The following is a 16,731-nucleotide window of genomic DNA, read 5'->3' as shown; positions in this document are numbered from 1 at the left end:
AACATAGAAAAGCACGCTCAACGCGTGCTTTGTTTTTTAATAATTTGTTATTTTTTTCGGGCGGCAACCACACCGGCGTACTGCGACACCGCCCCAACCAATACGTCCCCGTAAAAGTCCCGCTATTTGACGAAACCCTCACCAACGTCAACAAGATACTACAGCAACAGCAAAACCCAGATGCCAAAAATCTCGACGCCGCCTTCAACTGGATATACCGCCCAGAATTAAGCTTCTCCATCGTTGATTTAGAAGTCAGCTCCATACTGCTGCACTCCAGCGACCCAGAAGACGACCCGTTAGAGCTGGTCAACTCAACCGACCCCGTCATCAGCACCCAAGACAGCGCCGTCGAAATCTTCTACAAACTACTGGGCAGCCAATACGACCGCATCACCCCGCTGGACGGCGAACAAACCTTCATCCTCGCCATCGGCGAACAAGAAATCGAAATCAGCGTCGACGGTGATGGCACCCCCATCAAATTCACCAACCTAGAACACCTAGGCGAAATCAAACCCGAAGATTATTTAAGCATTCGTTTATATCTAAACGAAGACTCACAAAATGTCCTGTGGGACTGGGCGTTCAACACCCTCGACCTAGACATCGACAGCGACAACAACAACGGCTTCGCAGCACCTGACCGAACCTTAAAAGAAGAACAAAACGAAACCAAAGACCAACACCCGGGTAAAATCATCCCCATCAACGATGGCGACATCAACAAAAACCGCATCCCAGACTACGCCGAATTTGAATACCTCAATGACAAAGGCGAACTGTACAGCAAAAAACTCGTGCCCTTCGTCGTCGAAATCCCTGCACACGTTGACATAGCAGGCGCCACACTCAAATTTGAATACGCAGGCTCCGACCCGCTCGACATCAAACAAGAAGCCGATGCAAGCGACCCACAAAAAATCACCTACACCCCAGCCGCAGGCGACCAACGGCTATGGCTAAAAAATGCTGACGAAAAACGCAACCCAATGGGTGTAAACGATGGCGGCGACTACATCACCCCCAATAAAGCATATGGGCTATTACAGCTGGGCTTTGACAACAGCAAACGCATCAAAACCCTCTACATAGAAGGCATCAGACGCACAACAGCAGGGGCCGCCGTCACCCGCGCCTACTTGGAGTACCAGCCATGAACCTAACGGCATTGTTAAACCTAAGACAAGCCCCCATAGGCATACTCATTATTTTGAGCAGCGTCTTTATGAGCGCGCACAGTCATGCAAACAACACACGGACCGACATCTCGCGACTCCCCTACACAGTAGGGTCCACCAAACTCGACATCACCGCCAAACTCCCCACCGTCTACACACTCGAAGGGGAAACAGAAGCCGTCGAGCTATCCGCAACCTCCATCATCCAGCAACAACAAAAATACTACACACTGGGCGGCGTACGCTTAAAATTCACCCTGCCCGAAGACACCCTAGAAGGGGCCGAAATCACCGCCAATCCAACATTCGAATGGAAAATAAGCGCCGCCGGCAAACTCTGCACCGACTTCAAATACACCGCCGACGGCAGCGAATGCGACACACTGGCCGCCGACACCGTATTCGACAAAACCCACGAAAAACTGAAAACAGACTATGAGTTTTACTGGGAACCGGAAAAATGGGACAACACCCTAGACGCCCAAGGCACACTCACCATCACATTCGATAACGAAGATTTACCGAAAAAAGAACTGGCATTTAAATTAGAGCAGAGAGTGCTTAATTCGACATACACCGTAGAGAATCCATCTGATCCAGGCAGTGATGTGCGCATGCTCGAAAGCATGCTGTGGCACCTAGGTCTTTCACCATCCAGTAAACCGGGTGATGAAGGCATACGAATATCTGAGCAAAGGAGTGAGCAATACTATGATGGCAATAACAGCGTGGGAAAAATGGTCGGTCGTTTTAACTACTTCAACTTTTCTTACATAACGCCTGACGGAAAAGTTGGCTTACAGAATATCGACAACACGGATGTCACCCTAGACAGTTTACAAAAATTGAAACAACATTGGATCCATTACAAATCTGCTTATGATAACTTACAGGAAATAGAGACTTATAAACTGTTAGAAAGAGATCAGGCATCATTGGATAAAGCTGAGACCATATTGGATGGTGGTGACTTTACTTACCCGAATGATCGTAAATATCACTCTTACACATCCAGTTATAAGTTTTTCCCGACGTATACAAAAGATGTTCATAAAAAAGTAACAGAATATCAAGCATTCAATAGAAGTGATATTTTCAAAGCAATGATATCCAAAGAAGCGAGCCTGAAACATTGGGGAAGCAGCTCACCCCATCGTATGTTGGTAGGTGGGGCAGACGAACTAGGCAGCAAAGGATTTAATCAAATTCAAAACGCCTTTACCTATGGGATTCGATCCAGTCAAGGTAGTTTAAGAGATGGCGCAAGGTGTTACCATGTGTCGGCATATACGAAAGATGATTCCGGAGCGTTATCTGCCATCAATCACTATGACCCCTCCATTAATATCATGGCCATGGCCGCCTTTGCAGCGGGTAAGCCGGGAGATTGTGGACGCAGTTTCTACAAAGCGTTTGTCAACCATCCGGAAAACCCATTGGCAAGCAGAGACCCTAAAAATCCTTCTGTTAGTTATACCGCGACCCATCAACAAGAAGGTGCAATTATAAGAGGAATGAAAACAGGCACCGTCAATGAAACCATAACAGGCACGTATAAAGACGACACCTATGATCAACTCAAAAAAGCAATTGGAGCGTATAATCAAGGGCAGGGTACTTTTGATGCAACGACCAGTTGGAGTGAATTATTACTAAGTGAAACGTACAAACCAGCGGCCAAGAAAAAAGATAAAACCGTTGTCACCGCCATGAAGTATGCAATGGAAATATTGCAAAACCCGGCTCGAGGAATAGGGCTACCAAAGAGGGCATATATTTGGGAAGGTGGAACATACTCCGCTGATTTAACCGATGAAGCGGGTAACCCAGATCCAAAAGCAGGCACAGAGTGGTGCTTTAAGTATGGTGAGGAAGAGTGGGTGGATGGGAAGGAATTTACTAAAATTAAAACCGATGCAACGGGTACAGCTATTAAGCCTGCTATAGGCCGCCTTAATTGTGTAACAGGAGAACCATTATGATTCGTATAACACTCTTAGTAATGATCGTTATTAGAGCAGGTAGTGTATTTTCATTAGAAAACTTAGCAACAGGAACTGGAATAACGGATGAAAATTTTAGTCAAATAGTTCCAGTTAGTATGGAGTACGCAATTGCTGATTTAGCTCTTGGAAAAAATGATGGAGTTGTTAAAGCGTTTTACAGAGTACCGAATACAAATAATCTCTATTCGGTAACATCTAAAACTAAGATCTATCTTACAAATTTTGAAACAAGAGAGGTATTAGGAAATTGGCCCCTAACCCCTTGGGCTAATGCCGTTCGCATGAAAGGCGAAGGCACCAACTGGAAAGCTCGTCATATCATTTCAGCCGCGTTAGCGGGTAATGTTCCTAAAGTCGATGACCCAAATGTCATGGTGCTAAATGAACCTGCTTATGAATTACCTTCTTTCAAAAAATTCATTGGTTGCTTAGCGAATACACCATTGCGATATGGCGACATAGACACCAATGAATCAAACGAATTGGTTTTAATCTTAGATCAAGACTTAGTCGTCTTTTCACCTGAACAACAAAAAATCATTTTCTCCACTACGTTTTCTATTTCTGATGAGTTAAGGCCTGAACAAGTAGAAAGTTGGTTTGACGGTAAAGAAAGTGATGTCACTACGCAATACGTAGCCGAAAGTGGTGTCGGTAATCGTTTAAATGCGGCCTTTGCCGCAACACGCTCGTTCGCCAAAATATTCATAGACGATTTTAATAACGACGGAAAAAAAGACATCATAGTTTGGCGAAAATTGTATGAATCAAGATTAAAAACCGATCCAGTTCTAGGCTTCACATTAGAAGCCGAACTGTTTGTTCATTACCAACTAGAAAATGGAGAGTATCAACTACAAACCAGCGCCCCAGCCGAAAACAGCGAATTTGCATGGGATGATGCGCAACAAACAGAAATTAAAGGCTGGCTAGATTCTAAAAATCTCACATGGCAAAAAGGCTTCCCATCCAAATCAGAATGCGCCAGACAAGAAGGGCAACTCATTCCTGAAATGCATGAACCATTATTAAATTACCCAGACGTCTTAAAATAAAACATAGAAAAGCACGCTCAACACGTGCTTTTTTAATCACCTGTGATTTTTTGTTGGCCCGGTTGCAATAGGCAGTGCTGAACTTTATAAAGTTGTGTTTTTAATGAGTAAATATAACAAGGTTGTTGGCGAACGCCCAGAAAAATACGATTGTACTAAGCCTCTGTAAGCTGATGATAAAAGACTGAATTATCTTATCTTGGCTCGTTACAATAGCGTGATACGAATAGAGAAATCTCATGGCATTTCGATTCATTAAATAAGGTTATACGATGAATTTAGTAAAATATGGAATTTTAAGACTAGAACAGTTAATAACAACATCTGTATTTTTGAAATTCAGTGGCATTGCCTATTTGCTTTTATCCTGCCTTTTTATTTTGGTTATGTACATTTGGGATTTTCAAATCATAGATGAAATGTATACGAAAGACGTTATTCTTGCTCACATAGGTGCCATGAGTGAAACACAAAAGCATGTTCATGCTGTAATGACAGCAACGCTTGATGTTGTTTATCCTTTTACATATGGGTTTTTTCAAGCTGGCATGGCGTTGCGTTATTTTGGTTCTTGGGGAAAATGGATTGCTCTTTTAAGTCTTGTTTGCATACCATTTGATCTGATTGAAGGTTTTTTTCAGGTTATGCTGCTCACTGGCTCTTTACAATACGTTGAACTTAAAGCGGTCGTGACGCCAATAAAGTTAGCTTTATATTTACCCGGCCTAGCTTTCGCATTAATTGCTGTAATCGTCGCGCTTAAGCTATCAAAGCGTAAAACAGTTAAATGATCAGTGAGTATTGGTTGCAAATTATTAAAGCAAGTTAAACCAGTTTACTCCTTTAATACGAAGCAAAGCTACGTGTCTGTTGAGACGTTAAGATGGCTTAATTGGGCGAAGAACTCGCGATTGGCAGTTGTAAAATATCCACTAATATATTTAAGCATGCCGTGGTACGCATAAACAATTGCGCAGGTAAAACCACCCAATATTCAAAACGGATAAAAACTAAAAAAGGCAGTGCACATTAGTGCACTGCCTTTTTGTAGTGATAATTATTAAATTTTATTTGTAATAAACATCACCATGACCGTGCGGTATGTATTTAGCTAACCCTGTTTTTTCATCGTACTTCATGCCTCTTGTGGCGTAGTTCGCTGTTTGGGTTTTGGTGTTGCTCGATTTTAATGCGGATCCTTTAAAGCTGCTGGCCTCTACCGCTGATTCAGGGAACAATTGACTGCGCATCGCGTAGGTTGTGCCCACGTATGCTAATGCTTTTGCGTTGTATGTAAGGGTTTCAGATTCAATGTTTACGATGTCATCACACACTTTGTGATAGCACTTATCGTAGGCTTCACCGGCAGTGCCTCCCCAAATAGTTGCTTCCTCTTCAGACTTAGCGACTTCTGCTCCGGTAAACAGGCCACCAAAAGCAATGCCTTTGTCTGCAAAGCCTGCGTAATCCGAACGCTTCGATAATGCGCTTGGAGCGATCTTTAGGTTATTTTCATTGAAGAAAAAGTTAAAGGTTGCTTCAATATCTGCGGTGCCGTGCGGTGGTAAAAAGGTTCCATCATAGGCATTTGCATCATCGTCCATGGTGTCAGACAAATCGCCGTCATATACAAAATAGACAGGATTCGGTGAGGCGATCATGTCAAAGTTCAAGTACATTGCCACATCAATTGCTGTTGGAAAGCGTGCATTAACTTCTGCAACAACGGCGTCTTTTTCTGCTTCAGTCCAATTGTCTTTTTTGCTCGGGTCTAATTTGAACTCAACGGCAACGGATTTAAATAACTCATCTTCTATTGGCCCAAATGTTGAATCGACGTAGTGTTGTGAACCAACTAATCCTGATTCTTCAGCCGACCACCATGCAAAACGAATTTTATTAATGGGTGTTTGTTCAGATTTGGCAAATTGAATGGCGTACTCAAGCAGCCCTGCGGAGCCTGAACCATTATCGTTTATCCCAGGGCCTTCTTGAACGCTATCAAGGTGTGCGCCGAGCATAACAACTTGGTTAGCATTACCTTTTGCGGTTTCTGCGATGACATTGTTTGTATTAACGACGTTGTTAATGGCAGAAATATTGATTTTTGCTTGTGCATCTTGCAGTTTGTAAATCTGAGAACCAAGATCAAACGATCCACTAAGCACCGGGATACTCACGGTGCTATCTTCACCTAGGGTTCCGCCGAGCGGTCCCATTCGGCCTTCACCGTTGCCATCATTAAAAATGAGCGTGGCAATTGCACCGGATGCTTCTGCGTTACTTGCTTTTATATTAAAGCTACAAGTACCACGTTGTATAACGGCTATTTTGCCTTCAACCCCTTTACCATCAAAGTCACTTGCTTCGCAGCCATCTGAGTAGTCGTATGTGTCTGCATCGATTGCTGAAAAGCTAGGCGTAATAAAAACCATATCTTTTGCGCCATCAATGACAGCTGACCCTGAATAAGTCATGGTGCCGAAATTAAAATCCTCTTCATTTTCATCTGCGTTTTGTGGTTGGACAATATTTTCATCACCGTTACCCGAAGCGGTTGAGAGAACCAAGCTACTCGGTGCGAGTTGTTCCCATAGACGAAAATCAAATGGCTGAAGTGTGACTTCATACCCAGCTGTTTCTAGCTGCGCTTTAATGTAGTCAGTAGAGGAGTTATATCCAGCGGTGCCGGCTGCTCGTGTTGAAACATCGTTAACCATATTTTCATTAGCAATACGCTGAAGGTTGATCAGGTGTGACTCAACGGATTCAGTGGTAATTTTTGAGCTTAATAAATCTTTTGGTTCTATTTTTTTGTCATTGTCACCGCCATTACTGCTGCTGCCACAGCCAGTTAATGAAAGTGCGGAGATCGCGCTTGCCAGAACAAGTTTTTGAAAAGTCATTTATGCGTACCTTATATTTTTTTTGTTGGTATGGAACCAACGAACGAACGCAAGATGTAACTAAATAATTAATTAGTCAAGTGGATAATTTTAGATTTGCTTTTGGTGCAGTAGTGCATCTCTTTAGAGCAAAAGATAATTTATAAAATTTTAAATATGAATTAAATCGATAGAAATATTAAAAAATAATCATAAAACTAAGGTATTTAGAGTAATACTTAAAAAACGATTAATTAAACTCATCCTTTAATCTAATTGTAATAAAATATTCATTTTAATTTTAATTTTTAAATATGAAAAATTTGTTTAATTTTTGTGTTTGTATGGATATTTATTGTTTTTAATGCACCAATTTGGAGTGACATAAATAATGTGTCTAACGTATTTAAATAAAAATTTATGAGTAAACACAAAAATTTATAAAATAATCATGAGAAAATAAGAAGAAAAATGGCGAGTTTAGTCTTTAGTCAAAAAACGATAGGCTACAGAATAAAGGCGTTAACAATCGAGATATTCGATTAAATGTCAATCTCGTCTCTGGATTGGTGAAAAATATGAAGGTGTATTTTGAAGGCCAATTAAGTCTAGTATAAAGATGGCGGTGTCCATTTTATAAGGGGGAATATCACCGCCGTTTACTGCTTTAAGATGATAAGTCAGGTTTTATAATTATGTACTCTTTTTAACCTTTAATATTTTTAATTAAAACCTCAATTGTATTTAACTGAGGTCTTTTTATTCTTATAGATCAAAAGCGCAATTAATGATCAATCGCACGATCCGGAATAATCCACAAATAATCCGTACGACTTAACCCTTTTATACAAGCGGTTTCTGGCGTTAAGTAGGTTAATAAGCCAGGGCAATCTGGGTTTTGATAGCTTGCGGTACCCGCGCGAAAATCCGGTGCCGTGGGCCAACCAGCACGAATGTGGCAATTGCGACAACTGGTTGCAATAGGATGAATCACGCCTTCTATGTATGGGTTCACCGCAATATCCATTTCGCCTTTGTCATTAGGCGGTACAGCGTAGGAATCCGTTAATAAATAATGCTGCCACGGGCCTTGTGCATGGGGCAGTACCGGGCGGTTTTTTCCGTATGGGTTGTTTGGATTATTGATTTCTTCATCGTCTGCCCACCAAACGCTTTGCAGTGTCCAGCTTGGTATCTCTTTTGTATTTACGTGCATGGCGACGGTGACAAGGTAGTCGCCTACGTTAAATGGTTGGTTATTTGCCCAATAACTGGCGGAGCTAATGATGGCTTTATCTTCTTCATTAAAGCTATCCCAATCTGCTTGGGTCACTTTGTGAAAATAAAAATCATTGATGCCATATACTTTTGCGGTTTGTTTGACGGTTGGCATCATGGCGGGGCTTTTATTTTTGGGTATAGAGCCTTTTGGGCAATACCAGTTTTTTTGATGTTGGCGTACGCCATATAAAAACGCCACTTCTGCTTGCTCACCAACTTGTTTCCCACTTGGATCAATGGCCACTAAGTCATTCCAAATTTCATAGCCAGCGTAGGTTGGGTTGTTCGGTTTGATTTGATTTTTCCAAACAGGAATTGCAGTAAGGCCATTGGCTTTGACAGGCCAATACATGTGCTTGGTAACGATAGAGCGCTGGCTTACTTCTATGTCTTGCTTTTGCTTGTATTTTTCATCTAACGTTGATTGCAGATACAACTTACCTTTGCGAATGCTTTTAAATGCTTCTTTACTAAGGGACTCAGTGGCAATCATTATGTCGCCATTGTTTTGAAAATTCTTGCCGTCTCCTATGGCGGGTTGGCCATGCGTGTCGTAAGAAATAACGCTTGAATAGGTTTTTTGCACGTCACTAGGTACGCAATAAATAGGTGCCTTAGTATCGACGTTAGGCACATTGGCGGCGTTGATGTGTCGTAAGGTTTTTGGCACAAAGGGTTGTGCAGGTTTTGATGTTGGGTCTGAGGGCGCTGCTTTAAATGCTGCGGTGGTGTTTTGCCAGCTATACCAAATAGGCCAGCCTGTGTTGTCGTCAGGTTGCATAATACCGGCCCACATTTTCCAAGCGTGGTGACGAATGACGGCTTTGTTTCCGCTGTCGGTGGCTTTTTGCAGTGCCGCTATGTGTGTCATGTAGCCGTAGCCAGAAGGGAAGGGTTGGTAGCTTGCATCTGCATCCTCTTTTTTCTCTGACGAGCATGCCGCCAAGAAAATTAGCCAGATGAGTATGGGGATTTTTTTCATCATTCTCTCTCATTATTGTGTGTGATTAATCAATTGAGTATTCATACAGCTAATGCAGCCAAAACAGACTTGCTATAGAGATTTTAGATGCTAATAATTAAATGCCACATTATGACGAGAAATGATTGGTACTTAGAGCTTAGTTAATGGCAGCCTAATTATTCTAGATTGCCATTTTAGTGTGTGCGCTAGAGGATAAAAACGTTTTAAAACCCAACGCTTAGCTGAATGCCTTGGCCTGTCGGCATGAGTTGCCAGTTCCAAGTGTCTGCGGTTTTAGCTTGCCCTAGCTGCTGGTAGTCTTGCCAGTCTTGTGTTGCGCGAGAAGGTTGTGTGAAGATATTTATTTCACTAGAGATAATGCCGCCCACAGCGGATGCGATGCCGTCTTTTCTATCCCCATTTTTTGCTATGTATAAACCGGCCAGTAGATTAAAGGCTACGGCCACGCCATGACGCTTAACGCTGTGAATGTTTGAGGCGCGTAAAGCACGTGTCTTTAATGCCTCTTCGGCTTGTTTAAGGCGATGGATTTTATAGGCGCGGCTGTCTTTTTCGCATTCATAGCAGGTGGGCGTTTGATAAATTCGGCTGCTGGGTAATGGGTTTGCGTAAATGGAGGCAAAGGCAAGAATGGATTTTATAGCGCTAACACGAAATTGTACTTTTTCATCATGAGTATCAGCGGATGACCAGCGGGTCGTCTCCACAATGGAGGACGCCGCATAAATGCCTCCCCAGCCATGTTGCCACCAAAACGCGTTATGGTGCTGATCGGTGAGTCGGCTTTTGATAAATTGATAGCGGCTATCTAAGGCTTCATCGGATAACGTGTGCAAATCGCGGGCATGAGTTAAGTCAGATACCGTCAATAATATAACGACACACGTTAATAAACATTTCGTTTGATACAAGGGGCCAGACATATTTGAGTGTCCTGAATGATTTATTCTATTTTATCGATAACCCTCTATTTTGAAAGATAAAATGCCATCTACATATTTACGCACTTTGACCTTGCACATAATTATGTGAAGTTATGATTAAGGCATTATGTTTTATTTGTATTTCTTTATAGGCAAAATAAGAGGTAAATACTCAAAGTGTGATGGTATTACACGCATTACTTTGCCAATAAAAATTATTTTTTTGCGTATTTATGCCACGTCTTTTTCTTCTTTGTGCTCTAGACCAGAAATAATACCATCGGCCATTAAGCGTGATAGTGCTTTGATAATATCGGTTTGTTGTGATGTAAAGCCGTGCTCTAGATTACACGCGAACATGAGAATAAATTCGTTGTGTTGGTGACACTTAAACGAATAACCAACAATATGTTGAGCCATTGTATTTTTATGCAATTCACGTAAAAAACGCTCATCATGTCGTTTAATGGATAACTGACGCAGTGCAGGTAAGTCGAGCCACTGTGTGTCGAGTGCTGATAATAAATCACGACCAAAAGATTTATTCAGCGTTACGTGTCGATGTTTAAAGTTGGCGTCGAGCGATGCTGGTACCGAGCTCTTAAGTATGGCTTGTGTGTCGTTAAAGGTCATTAAGCCAATCCAACTGCACCCTAGCGCGTCTTTACTGCTGTCGTAAATACGTTGCAATTTTGTCGGAACGTTACCGGGTTTATTCACATCACCGAGCATATCCATTAAAAGCTTTGAGCGTGATGATAAATCGTTGAATGCAATTTGCAGTTGTTTGGCTTCACCCACGCCATTTACAGTGACTTTTTTACCGTAGTTGCCTGCGGCCACTTCTTCACATACTTTTGTTGTTGAAATAATCGGGCGTACAATAAATTGTGCGAACAAGGCCAGAATAATCGAAATAACAGCCAGCACCACAGCGGATATTAACCAATTAATGAGTGCTTGTTGGCTGTTAAACCAGTGATTGGCTGAGTCTACCTTGGTGTGCAACTCTGTAATGCGGTTGGTCAGGTTTTCTTGCGTACTGATAATATGATCCGCCGCCCACTCTAGGCGAGGCTCTGAAGGGTCACCTATTTCATCATTTAGGTTGTTTAAAAAAGTTTGCCAAAAGGTTTGCCACGAAGCTTGTTGAGTAAACGCGGATTCAATGGGCGAGTCACCGGCAAAAAGCAGGTTATAAGCGGCATTGCTGTGTAAATGGGTCACGGGTGCTTGCGCATTGACAACGGTTTGATCAATAGAGCTAAGCAATTGTTGAAACTGTTTATAAAACACGGCCACATCACGGTTATAACTTTCAAAGTCACGCGGCGCATTTAATTTATAGTGTTGGGCTTGTTGTTGCAGGCTTGCCACATCTAATTCAAGTTTGCTTATTTGGCTCTGCCAGTCCCTTAGATGGTTTTGTATCTTAGAGGCTTGCTGCTGACTGAAGGTGAGTGCGGCGACACATAAGATCAGAAGTAAAGCGCCAGCTATAAACTGGGCCATAATGTTTTTACGCAAATTCATGAGGCTTACCTACTATTATTCGGCTTTATGAGTGGCCTGAAATAGAAAGGTTCCTGATGATAGGTGTCTGTGCTGGAACACTTAATCCCAGCATCTATTACCTATGATATCGGGCTCATAGGTAATGCAAATATGAATCGCTATTCTTTATGCATGACCTCAAACAAACGCAGCTTCACTTGCCCTGCTTTCTTCTCGCGATGTAGGCGCCAGTGTTTTGGGATGTTTAACTCGTTAATCTCTTGCTCACTTTCTATATACACCCAGCCATTTACCTTGATTAGGTTGTGTAGCTCAATGAGTTCGACACACTTTGGTAGCAAGCCCTTACCAAAAGGCGGATCTAGAAAAATAATATCGTAGGGTGTTTGTAACGTTGTCAGTATTTGCAGCGAATCACCCATGTGCACGTTGCAGTTGCTGGGCGTTTAAGGTTTTTGCATTTTCTTGTAATTGCTTAGCGGCTTTTTGGCTTCGCTCTAATAAGCTGACAAATTCGGCTGCTCTTGATAATGCTTCAAAGCCCAACGCGCCAGAGCCCGCAAACACATCTAAGACTTGTGCGCCGGGCAAATACGGTTGTAGCCAATTAAAGACAGTTTCACGCACGCGGTCGGTGGTGGGGCGTAAACCGTCAACATCGGGAAAGGGCAGTTGGCGCGAGCGCCATTGGCCGCCAATGATACGTAAACGATTACCTGTGTGCTTAGCCATGAAATACCTGTGAAAAATACTAATTCTGCTGTGGTTGCAGCCACTGCTGTTTAACAGCCTGCCAGTCTTTTTTTTGCCAGCCATCAATGACAGCAAACTGTTTGTGCATAAAGCTACTGGGTAGGTGATAACGATTTAACCGCACTAATAATTCACTTAAAGCCGATGCGGTTTGGGTGCGAGCGATGGCGTCTTTGATGCTCTGACGTTTTGCTTTGCGCATAATATCGGAATCTAAGTCTGTGTCTATGCTGCTCAGCAAGCTGGGCCAGTCTTCGACAACTAAAGTGTTGTTCGTATTGGCGCTGATGAATTGCATTTGGGTGACTTGATACTGCTTAAGTATGTTGACCATCATCATTTGATCAGCCAGTTGCTCGGCTTGTTCATAGTTACCGGGCAAAACCACTATGCCTAAGTTGCCCTGTTGATAAATCCCACTTGTTTGGGCTTCATGTTTTGCCGTTAAGCTGGCTGTGTAAGGGCTTTTAGGCAGTAATGATTCCATGATGACTTGTGCGGCTGTTTCGTTAATGTTGCCGGTGATGCTGGCGAATAAACGGTTGGGATGTAAAAAACCTTGTTGAAATTTTTGCACCGCCGCGCGATGAATACCACTGATGGTTTTTTGTGTGCCGTGCTTGGGGCCTTGATAAGGGTGGTGTGAATAAGCCTGTTGCCACAGTGAACTCACGCGATTAGGCAAAATATTTTTGGCGGTGTTTAATGCATCGGCCGGTAAGTTAGGTCGATACACTAACGTTTTTAAACCTTTGATTTGCTCATTCATGGTTAAAGCATCGGTGCTGAGTTTTATACTCATTTCAATAAAGTCAGGGCTAAATGTGGTATGTGCCGGTAGATTTAATTGGCGTGCTTGATGATTTAATAAACTGACTAACAGTTGGCTAGTGCCGGCTGAAAAAGGCGATTGGTTGTAACTAAAACCGGCCAAGTAATGGAGCTGGATATAAACATGGTCATCCAGTTTAGGGTTAAACCAGATGCGCGCACCGCTGTCAGTTTGCCAAACACTAATGTCGAGTTTTGGCGCAGGCGGCAGATCAATTTGGCCATTATCTTTTGAGGCTTGTCCAAAAATGAGAATCAGCACAATGCAAACCAAGATGAGAATGTTCAAACTGGCGCGACTAAAAGTAGGTTTCTGGTCGATGGGCATACTCTGTCCTTAGCGGCCTAGTTATTATTATGGCAGGCTGAACTCATAGCGGTATTTAAAGGCGACTGATGTTAGAATAGCCCTTTTATAGCATTAGGTGGAACTAGGCCCATGTTTGGCTGGGGAAAATCGAAAAAAAAGGCGGAAAACGCCGCTAAGACTCAAGCAGAAGACAATACGGTTGAGCAAGAATTAGCCAGTGAGCCTCAAACTCAAGAGCCAGTTGCAAATGCGCAACCAGAGCCTGTTAACGTTGAAGCACCTGCACAAGAACCGATTCACGCACCAACTCAAGTAGCGGTACCCACCAAAACGGATGTTAAAGACGAAGATGCACCCGCCGCTAAGGCCGGTATTTTTGCGCGCATCAAGGCGGGTTTGTCACGTACACGTTCTGGCTTGGCTGGTGGTTTGGGTGATTTGCTGCTGGGCAAAAAAGAAATCGATGACGACTTATTAGAAGAAATCGAAACTCAATTATTGATGGCGGATATTGGCGTTGCCGCTACGCAAGACATCATCAGTGATTTAACGGCCCGTACATCGCGTAAAGAATTAAAAGATTCTGGTGCTTTATATGAAGCACTAAAAGTGAGCCTGACAGAATTATTAGAGCCGTGCCATGCGCCGCTGACGATTCCTAAGTCTGATGGGCCCTTTGTGATTTTAATGGTCGGTGTGAATGGCGTAGGTAAAACCACCACCATTGGCAAGATGGCAAAGCGCTTTCAAGCCGAAGGCAAATCAGTCATGTTGGCGGCAGGTGATACTTTCCGTGCGGCGGCAGTAGAGCAGTTGCAAACCTGGGGTGAGCGTAACAATGTACAAGTGGTGGCTCAGCATACTGGCGCAGACAGTGCTTCGGTTATATTTGATGCCGTGCAAAGTGCCAAGGCTAAAGGCGTTGATGTATTAATTGCAGACACCGCAGGGCGCTTGCAAAATAAAGCGCATTTGATGCAAGAACTTGAAAAAGTCGTGCGCGTTATGAAAAAAATTGATGAAACCGCGCCCCATGAAGTGATGCTGGTATTAGACGCAGGCACGGGCCAAAACGCTCTAAGCCAAGCCAAATTGTTCCAGCAAGCTGTTGGTGTAAACAGCATTAGTTTAAGTAAGCTAGATGGCACCGCGAAAGGGGGGGTTATCTTTGCAATTGCGAAAGAATTAGCCTTGCCTGTTCGCTTTATTGGGGTGGGCGAGCAGATAGATGATTTACGTCCATTTGATCGTGAGCAATTTATAAATGCCTTGTTTGCAGACGATTAAGTTGGATAAGCCAACAACATAAAATAATAAATAGCAGGATGGTTTGTGTGGCCCACGTTCTTTTTGATCGAGTCAGTAAAAGTTATCCCGGTGGCCATCACGCCCTTTCGGACTTAAGTTTTGAGCTTGCCCAAGGGGAAATGGCCTTCTTAACCGGCCATTCTGGTGCGGGTAAATCGACCCTGCTCAAGCTGATTATGTTGATGGAAAAAGCCAGTAAAGGTGAGGTGCTCGTCGATGGCGTTAACCTTGCCCGCGTTGCCAACAACCAGATCCCTTACCATCGTCGTCGTGTCGGTGTTGTCTTTCAAAACCACCAATTACTCTTCGATCGCAGCGTATTTGAAAACGTCGCGCTGCCGTTGCGTATTAGCGGCTATACCAGTCGTGACCTTGAGCGCCGCGTGCGTGCCGCACTGGACAAAGTCGGCCTTTTGAGCAAAGAAAAGCAAAATCCAATCGAATTAAGCGGTGGTGAGCAGCAGCGTGTGGGCATTGCCCGTGCGGTGGTGAATAAACCAAGCTTGATACTGGCCGATGAGCCCACCGGTAACCTTGATCCTAAGCTTTCGAGCGAGATTATGGGTTTGTTTGAGCAGTTCAACGGTGTCGGCGTCTCAGTATTGGTTGCCAGCCATGATCTAGGCTTGATCAACCGCATGGGTTACCGCGTAATAGGGTTAAGCAATGGCCGTTATGCGGGTGAACGTGCTGCAGGCGTGGGAGGTGAACGTGGCTAAAGCGTCACCTAAATCGAATAACCAGCAAAGCCGTGTCACCATTCAAAGCCAAAGTTCGGCTTATTTTCAGCATCACAAGCTCATGGCAGTTGATAGCTTGAAGCGCTTACTAGCGGCGCCGGGTGCAAGCTTAATGACGTGGTTAGTACTCGCTATCGCGTTGTCCTTACCCATGACACTTTATGTTTCATTAGAAAACGTTAAGCAGTTGAGCCGCAATTGGGATCAAACCAGCCAAATAAGCGTGTATCTTAAAAAAGGTGTATTAGAGCGCTTTGCCACCGACATGACACAAGAGATTACCAATTGGCCAGAAGTGAGCAGTGCGGTTTACATTGGCCCAGAGCAAGCCTTAAAAGAATTCAGTGCCAGCACTGGCTTAAGCGACGTGATCTTTGGATTAGGAGATAACCCTCTGCCGGGTGTGATCAGCGTGATTCCGCGTCTTGCCAATCAAGATGAAAACACCCTAGAGCAGTTGCAACAAAAGCTGCAGTCCCAGCGTCATGTAGACTCAGTACAGCTCGATCTCATTTGGGTAAAGCGTCTTTATCAATTTATGGAGTTAGGGCAGCGCTTGGTATGGGCGTTAGCGGCATTACTGGGCTTGGCTGTTTTGTTGATCATTGGTAATACCATACGGTTGTCGATAGAAAGCCGACGTGATGAAATTCGGGTGGTGAAACTAGTGGGCGGCACCGATGCTTTCGTACGACGTCCATTTTTATACACAGGCCTTTGGTTTGGCCTAGGCGGTGGGCTCATTGCTTGGATATTACTGAGTATCGGACTTTTTTGGTTATCAGGGCCGGTTGAGCAGCTTATTAGCCTGTATGGCAGCGAGTTCACGTTAAAAGGTTTGGGTTTTGTTGATAGCCTGTTACTGATCTTTGATGGTGTGGTGTTAGGCTGGTTGGGTGCATGGCTGGCGGTTTCACGACATTTAAGCAGCATAGAGCCCTAATATCAGCATAAAGGC

The 16,731-nt window shown here is 43.5% G+C and carries 12 protein-coding genes and 1 pseudogene; 7 read left to right on the top strand and 6 right to left on the bottom strand.

From position 1 onward, the window contains the following. Positions 1-29: 29 nt before the first annotated feature. From ACU6U9_RS05845 to ACU6U9_RS05830, 4 genes are all read left to right on the top strand, one after another. A complete protein-coding gene (locus tag ACU6U9_RS05845; RefSeq protein WP_446734118.1) occupies positions 30-1,160 on the top strand; it encodes a hypothetical protein in 1,131 nt (376 codons plus the stop codon). Beyond that, the gene (locus tag ACU6U9_RS05840) at positions 1,157-3,163 is read left to right on the top strand and encodes a hypothetical protein (protein WP_446734117.1); all 2,007 of its coding nucleotides are present in this window, start codon (positions 1,157-1,159) and stop codon (positions 3,161-3,163) included. The genes ACU6U9_RS05845 and ACU6U9_RS05840 overlap by 4 nt, the downstream gene beginning before the upstream one ends. After that, positions 3,160-4,242 carry a hypothetical protein gene (locus tag ACU6U9_RS05835; RefSeq protein WP_446734116.1) on the top strand — a complete coding sequence of 361 codons (1,083 nt, stop codon included), beginning with the start codon at positions 3,160-3,162 and terminating at the stop codon, positions 4,240-4,242. The genes ACU6U9_RS05840 and ACU6U9_RS05835 overlap by 4 nt, the downstream gene beginning before the upstream one ends. Positions 4,243-4,514: 272 nt before the next feature. After that, positions 4,515-5,033, top strand: coding sequence for a hypothetical protein (locus ACU6U9_RS05830; RefSeq protein WP_446734115.1), 519 nt, complete (start codon positions 4,515-4,517; stop codon positions 5,031-5,033). A 276-nt stretch (positions 5,034-5,309) separates the two neighbouring features. Here ACU6U9_RS05830 and ACU6U9_RS05825 read toward each other — a convergent pair whose 3' ends face one another. The 6 genes and pseudogenes from ACU6U9_RS05825 to ACU6U9_RS05800 all read right to left on the bottom strand — a co-directional run bounded on the left by ACU6U9_RS05825 (position 5,310) and on the right by ACU6U9_RS05800 (position 13,743). Then, positions 5,310-7,148 carry a M28 family metallopeptidase gene (locus ACU6U9_RS05825; RefSeq protein WP_446734114.1) on the bottom strand — a complete coding sequence of 613 codons (1,839 nt, stop codon included), beginning with the start codon at positions 7,146-7,148 and terminating at the stop codon, positions 5,310-5,312. Between the two features lie 763 nt (positions 7,149-7,911). Further along, positions 7,912-9,393 (bottom strand): hypothetical protein, encoded by a 1,482-nt coding sequence (locus ACU6U9_RS05820; RefSeq protein ID WP_446734113.1) that lies wholly within the window; start codon positions 9,391-9,393, stop codon positions 7,912-7,914. Between the two features lie 203 nt (positions 9,394-9,596). Beyond that, the gene (locus tag ACU6U9_RS05815; protein ID WP_446734112.1) at positions 9,597-10,316 is read right to left on the bottom strand and encodes a hypothetical protein; all 720 of its coding nucleotides are present in this window, start codon (positions 10,314-10,316) and stop codon (positions 9,597-9,599) included. A 231-nt stretch (positions 10,317-10,547) separates the two neighbouring features. Continuing rightward, complete coding sequence (locus ACU6U9_RS05810) at positions 10,548-11,849, bottom strand: hypothetical protein (protein WP_446734111.1); 1,302 nt, start codon at positions 11,847-11,849, stop codon at positions 10,548-10,550. Between the two features lie 140 nt (positions 11,850-11,989). Next, positions 11,990-12,563: pseudogene (rsmD, locus tag ACU6U9_RS05805) on the bottom strand (16S rRNA (guanine(966)-N(2))-methyltransferase RsmD). A 19-nt stretch (positions 12,564-12,582) separates the two neighbouring features. Further along, positions 12,583-13,743: a hypothetical protein gene (locus ACU6U9_RS05800; RefSeq protein WP_446734110.1), complete on the bottom strand. Its 1,161-nt coding sequence runs from the start codon at positions 13,741-13,743 to the stop codon at positions 12,583-12,585. A 111-nt stretch (positions 13,744-13,854) separates the two neighbouring features. On the opposite strand from ACU6U9_RS05800, the gene ftsY reads away from it, so the two are divergent. The 3 genes from ftsY to ftsX are packed head-to-tail and all read left to right on the top strand — an operon-like array spanning position 13,855 to position 16,716. After that, on the top strand, positions 13,855-15,012 hold the full coding sequence (gene ftsY / locus ACU6U9_RS05795) for a signal recognition particle-docking protein FtsY (RefSeq protein ID WP_446734109.1): 1,158 nt from the start codon (positions 13,855-13,857) through the stop codon (positions 15,010-15,012). A gap of 47 nt (positions 15,013-15,059) precedes the next feature. Next, complete coding sequence (gene ftsE / locus ACU6U9_RS05790) at positions 15,060-15,752, top strand: cell division ATP-binding protein FtsE (protein ID WP_446734108.1); 693 nt, start codon at positions 15,060-15,062, stop codon at positions 15,750-15,752. After that, positions 15,745-16,716, top strand: a complete 972-nt coding sequence (ftsX, locus tag ACU6U9_RS05785) for a permease-like cell division protein FtsX (RefSeq protein ID WP_446734107.1) — start codon at positions 15,745-15,747, stop codon at positions 16,714-16,716. The genes ftsE and ftsX overlap by 8 nt, the downstream gene beginning before the upstream one ends. Positions 16,717-16,731: the final 15 nt, after the last annotated feature.

This window comes from Pseudomonas sp. HK3 (genome assembly GCF_052920985.1).
The sequence above is the reverse complement of the archived record's forward strand: the minus strand, read 5'-3'. Positions and strand labels throughout refer to the sequence as shown.

What these genes read in the sequence shown, in the direction of transcription:
- ACU6U9_RS05840 (WP_446734117.1), top strand. Translation starts at nt 1,157, where the DNA reads ATGAACCTAACGGCATTGTTAAACCTAAGACAAGCCCCCATAGGCATA.
- ACU6U9_RS05835 (WP_446734116.1), top strand. Translation starts at nt 3,160, where the DNA reads ATGATTCGTATAACACTCTTAGTAATGATCGTTATTAGAGCAGGTAGT.
- ACU6U9_RS05830 (WP_446734115.1), top strand. Translation starts at nt 4,515, where the DNA reads ATGAATTTAGTAAAATATGGAATTTTAAGACTAGAACAGTTAATAACA.
- ACU6U9_RS05825 (WP_446734114.1), bottom strand. Translation starts at nt 7,148, where the DNA reads ATGACTTTTCAAAAACTTGTTCTGGCAAGCGCGATCTCCGCACTTTCA.
- ACU6U9_RS05820 (WP_446734113.1), bottom strand. Translation starts at nt 9,393, where the DNA reads ATGATGAAAAAAATCCCCATACTCATCTGGCTAATTTTCTTGGCGGCA.
- ACU6U9_RS05815 (WP_446734112.1), bottom strand. Translation starts at nt 10,316, where the DNA reads ATGTCTGGCCCCTTGTATCAAACGAAATGTTTATTAACGTGTGTCGTT.
- ACU6U9_RS05810 (WP_446734111.1), bottom strand. Translation starts at nt 11,849, where the DNA reads ATGAATTTGCGTAAAAACATTATGGCCCAGTTTATAGCTGGCGCTTTA.
- ACU6U9_RS05800 (WP_446734110.1), bottom strand. Translation starts at nt 13,743, where the DNA reads ATGCCCATCGACCAGAAACCTACTTTTAGTCGCGCCAGTTTGAACATT.
- ftsY (WP_446734109.1), top strand. Translation starts at nt 13,855, where the DNA reads ATGTTTGGCTGGGGAAAATCGAAAAAAAAGGCGGAAAACGCCGCTAAG.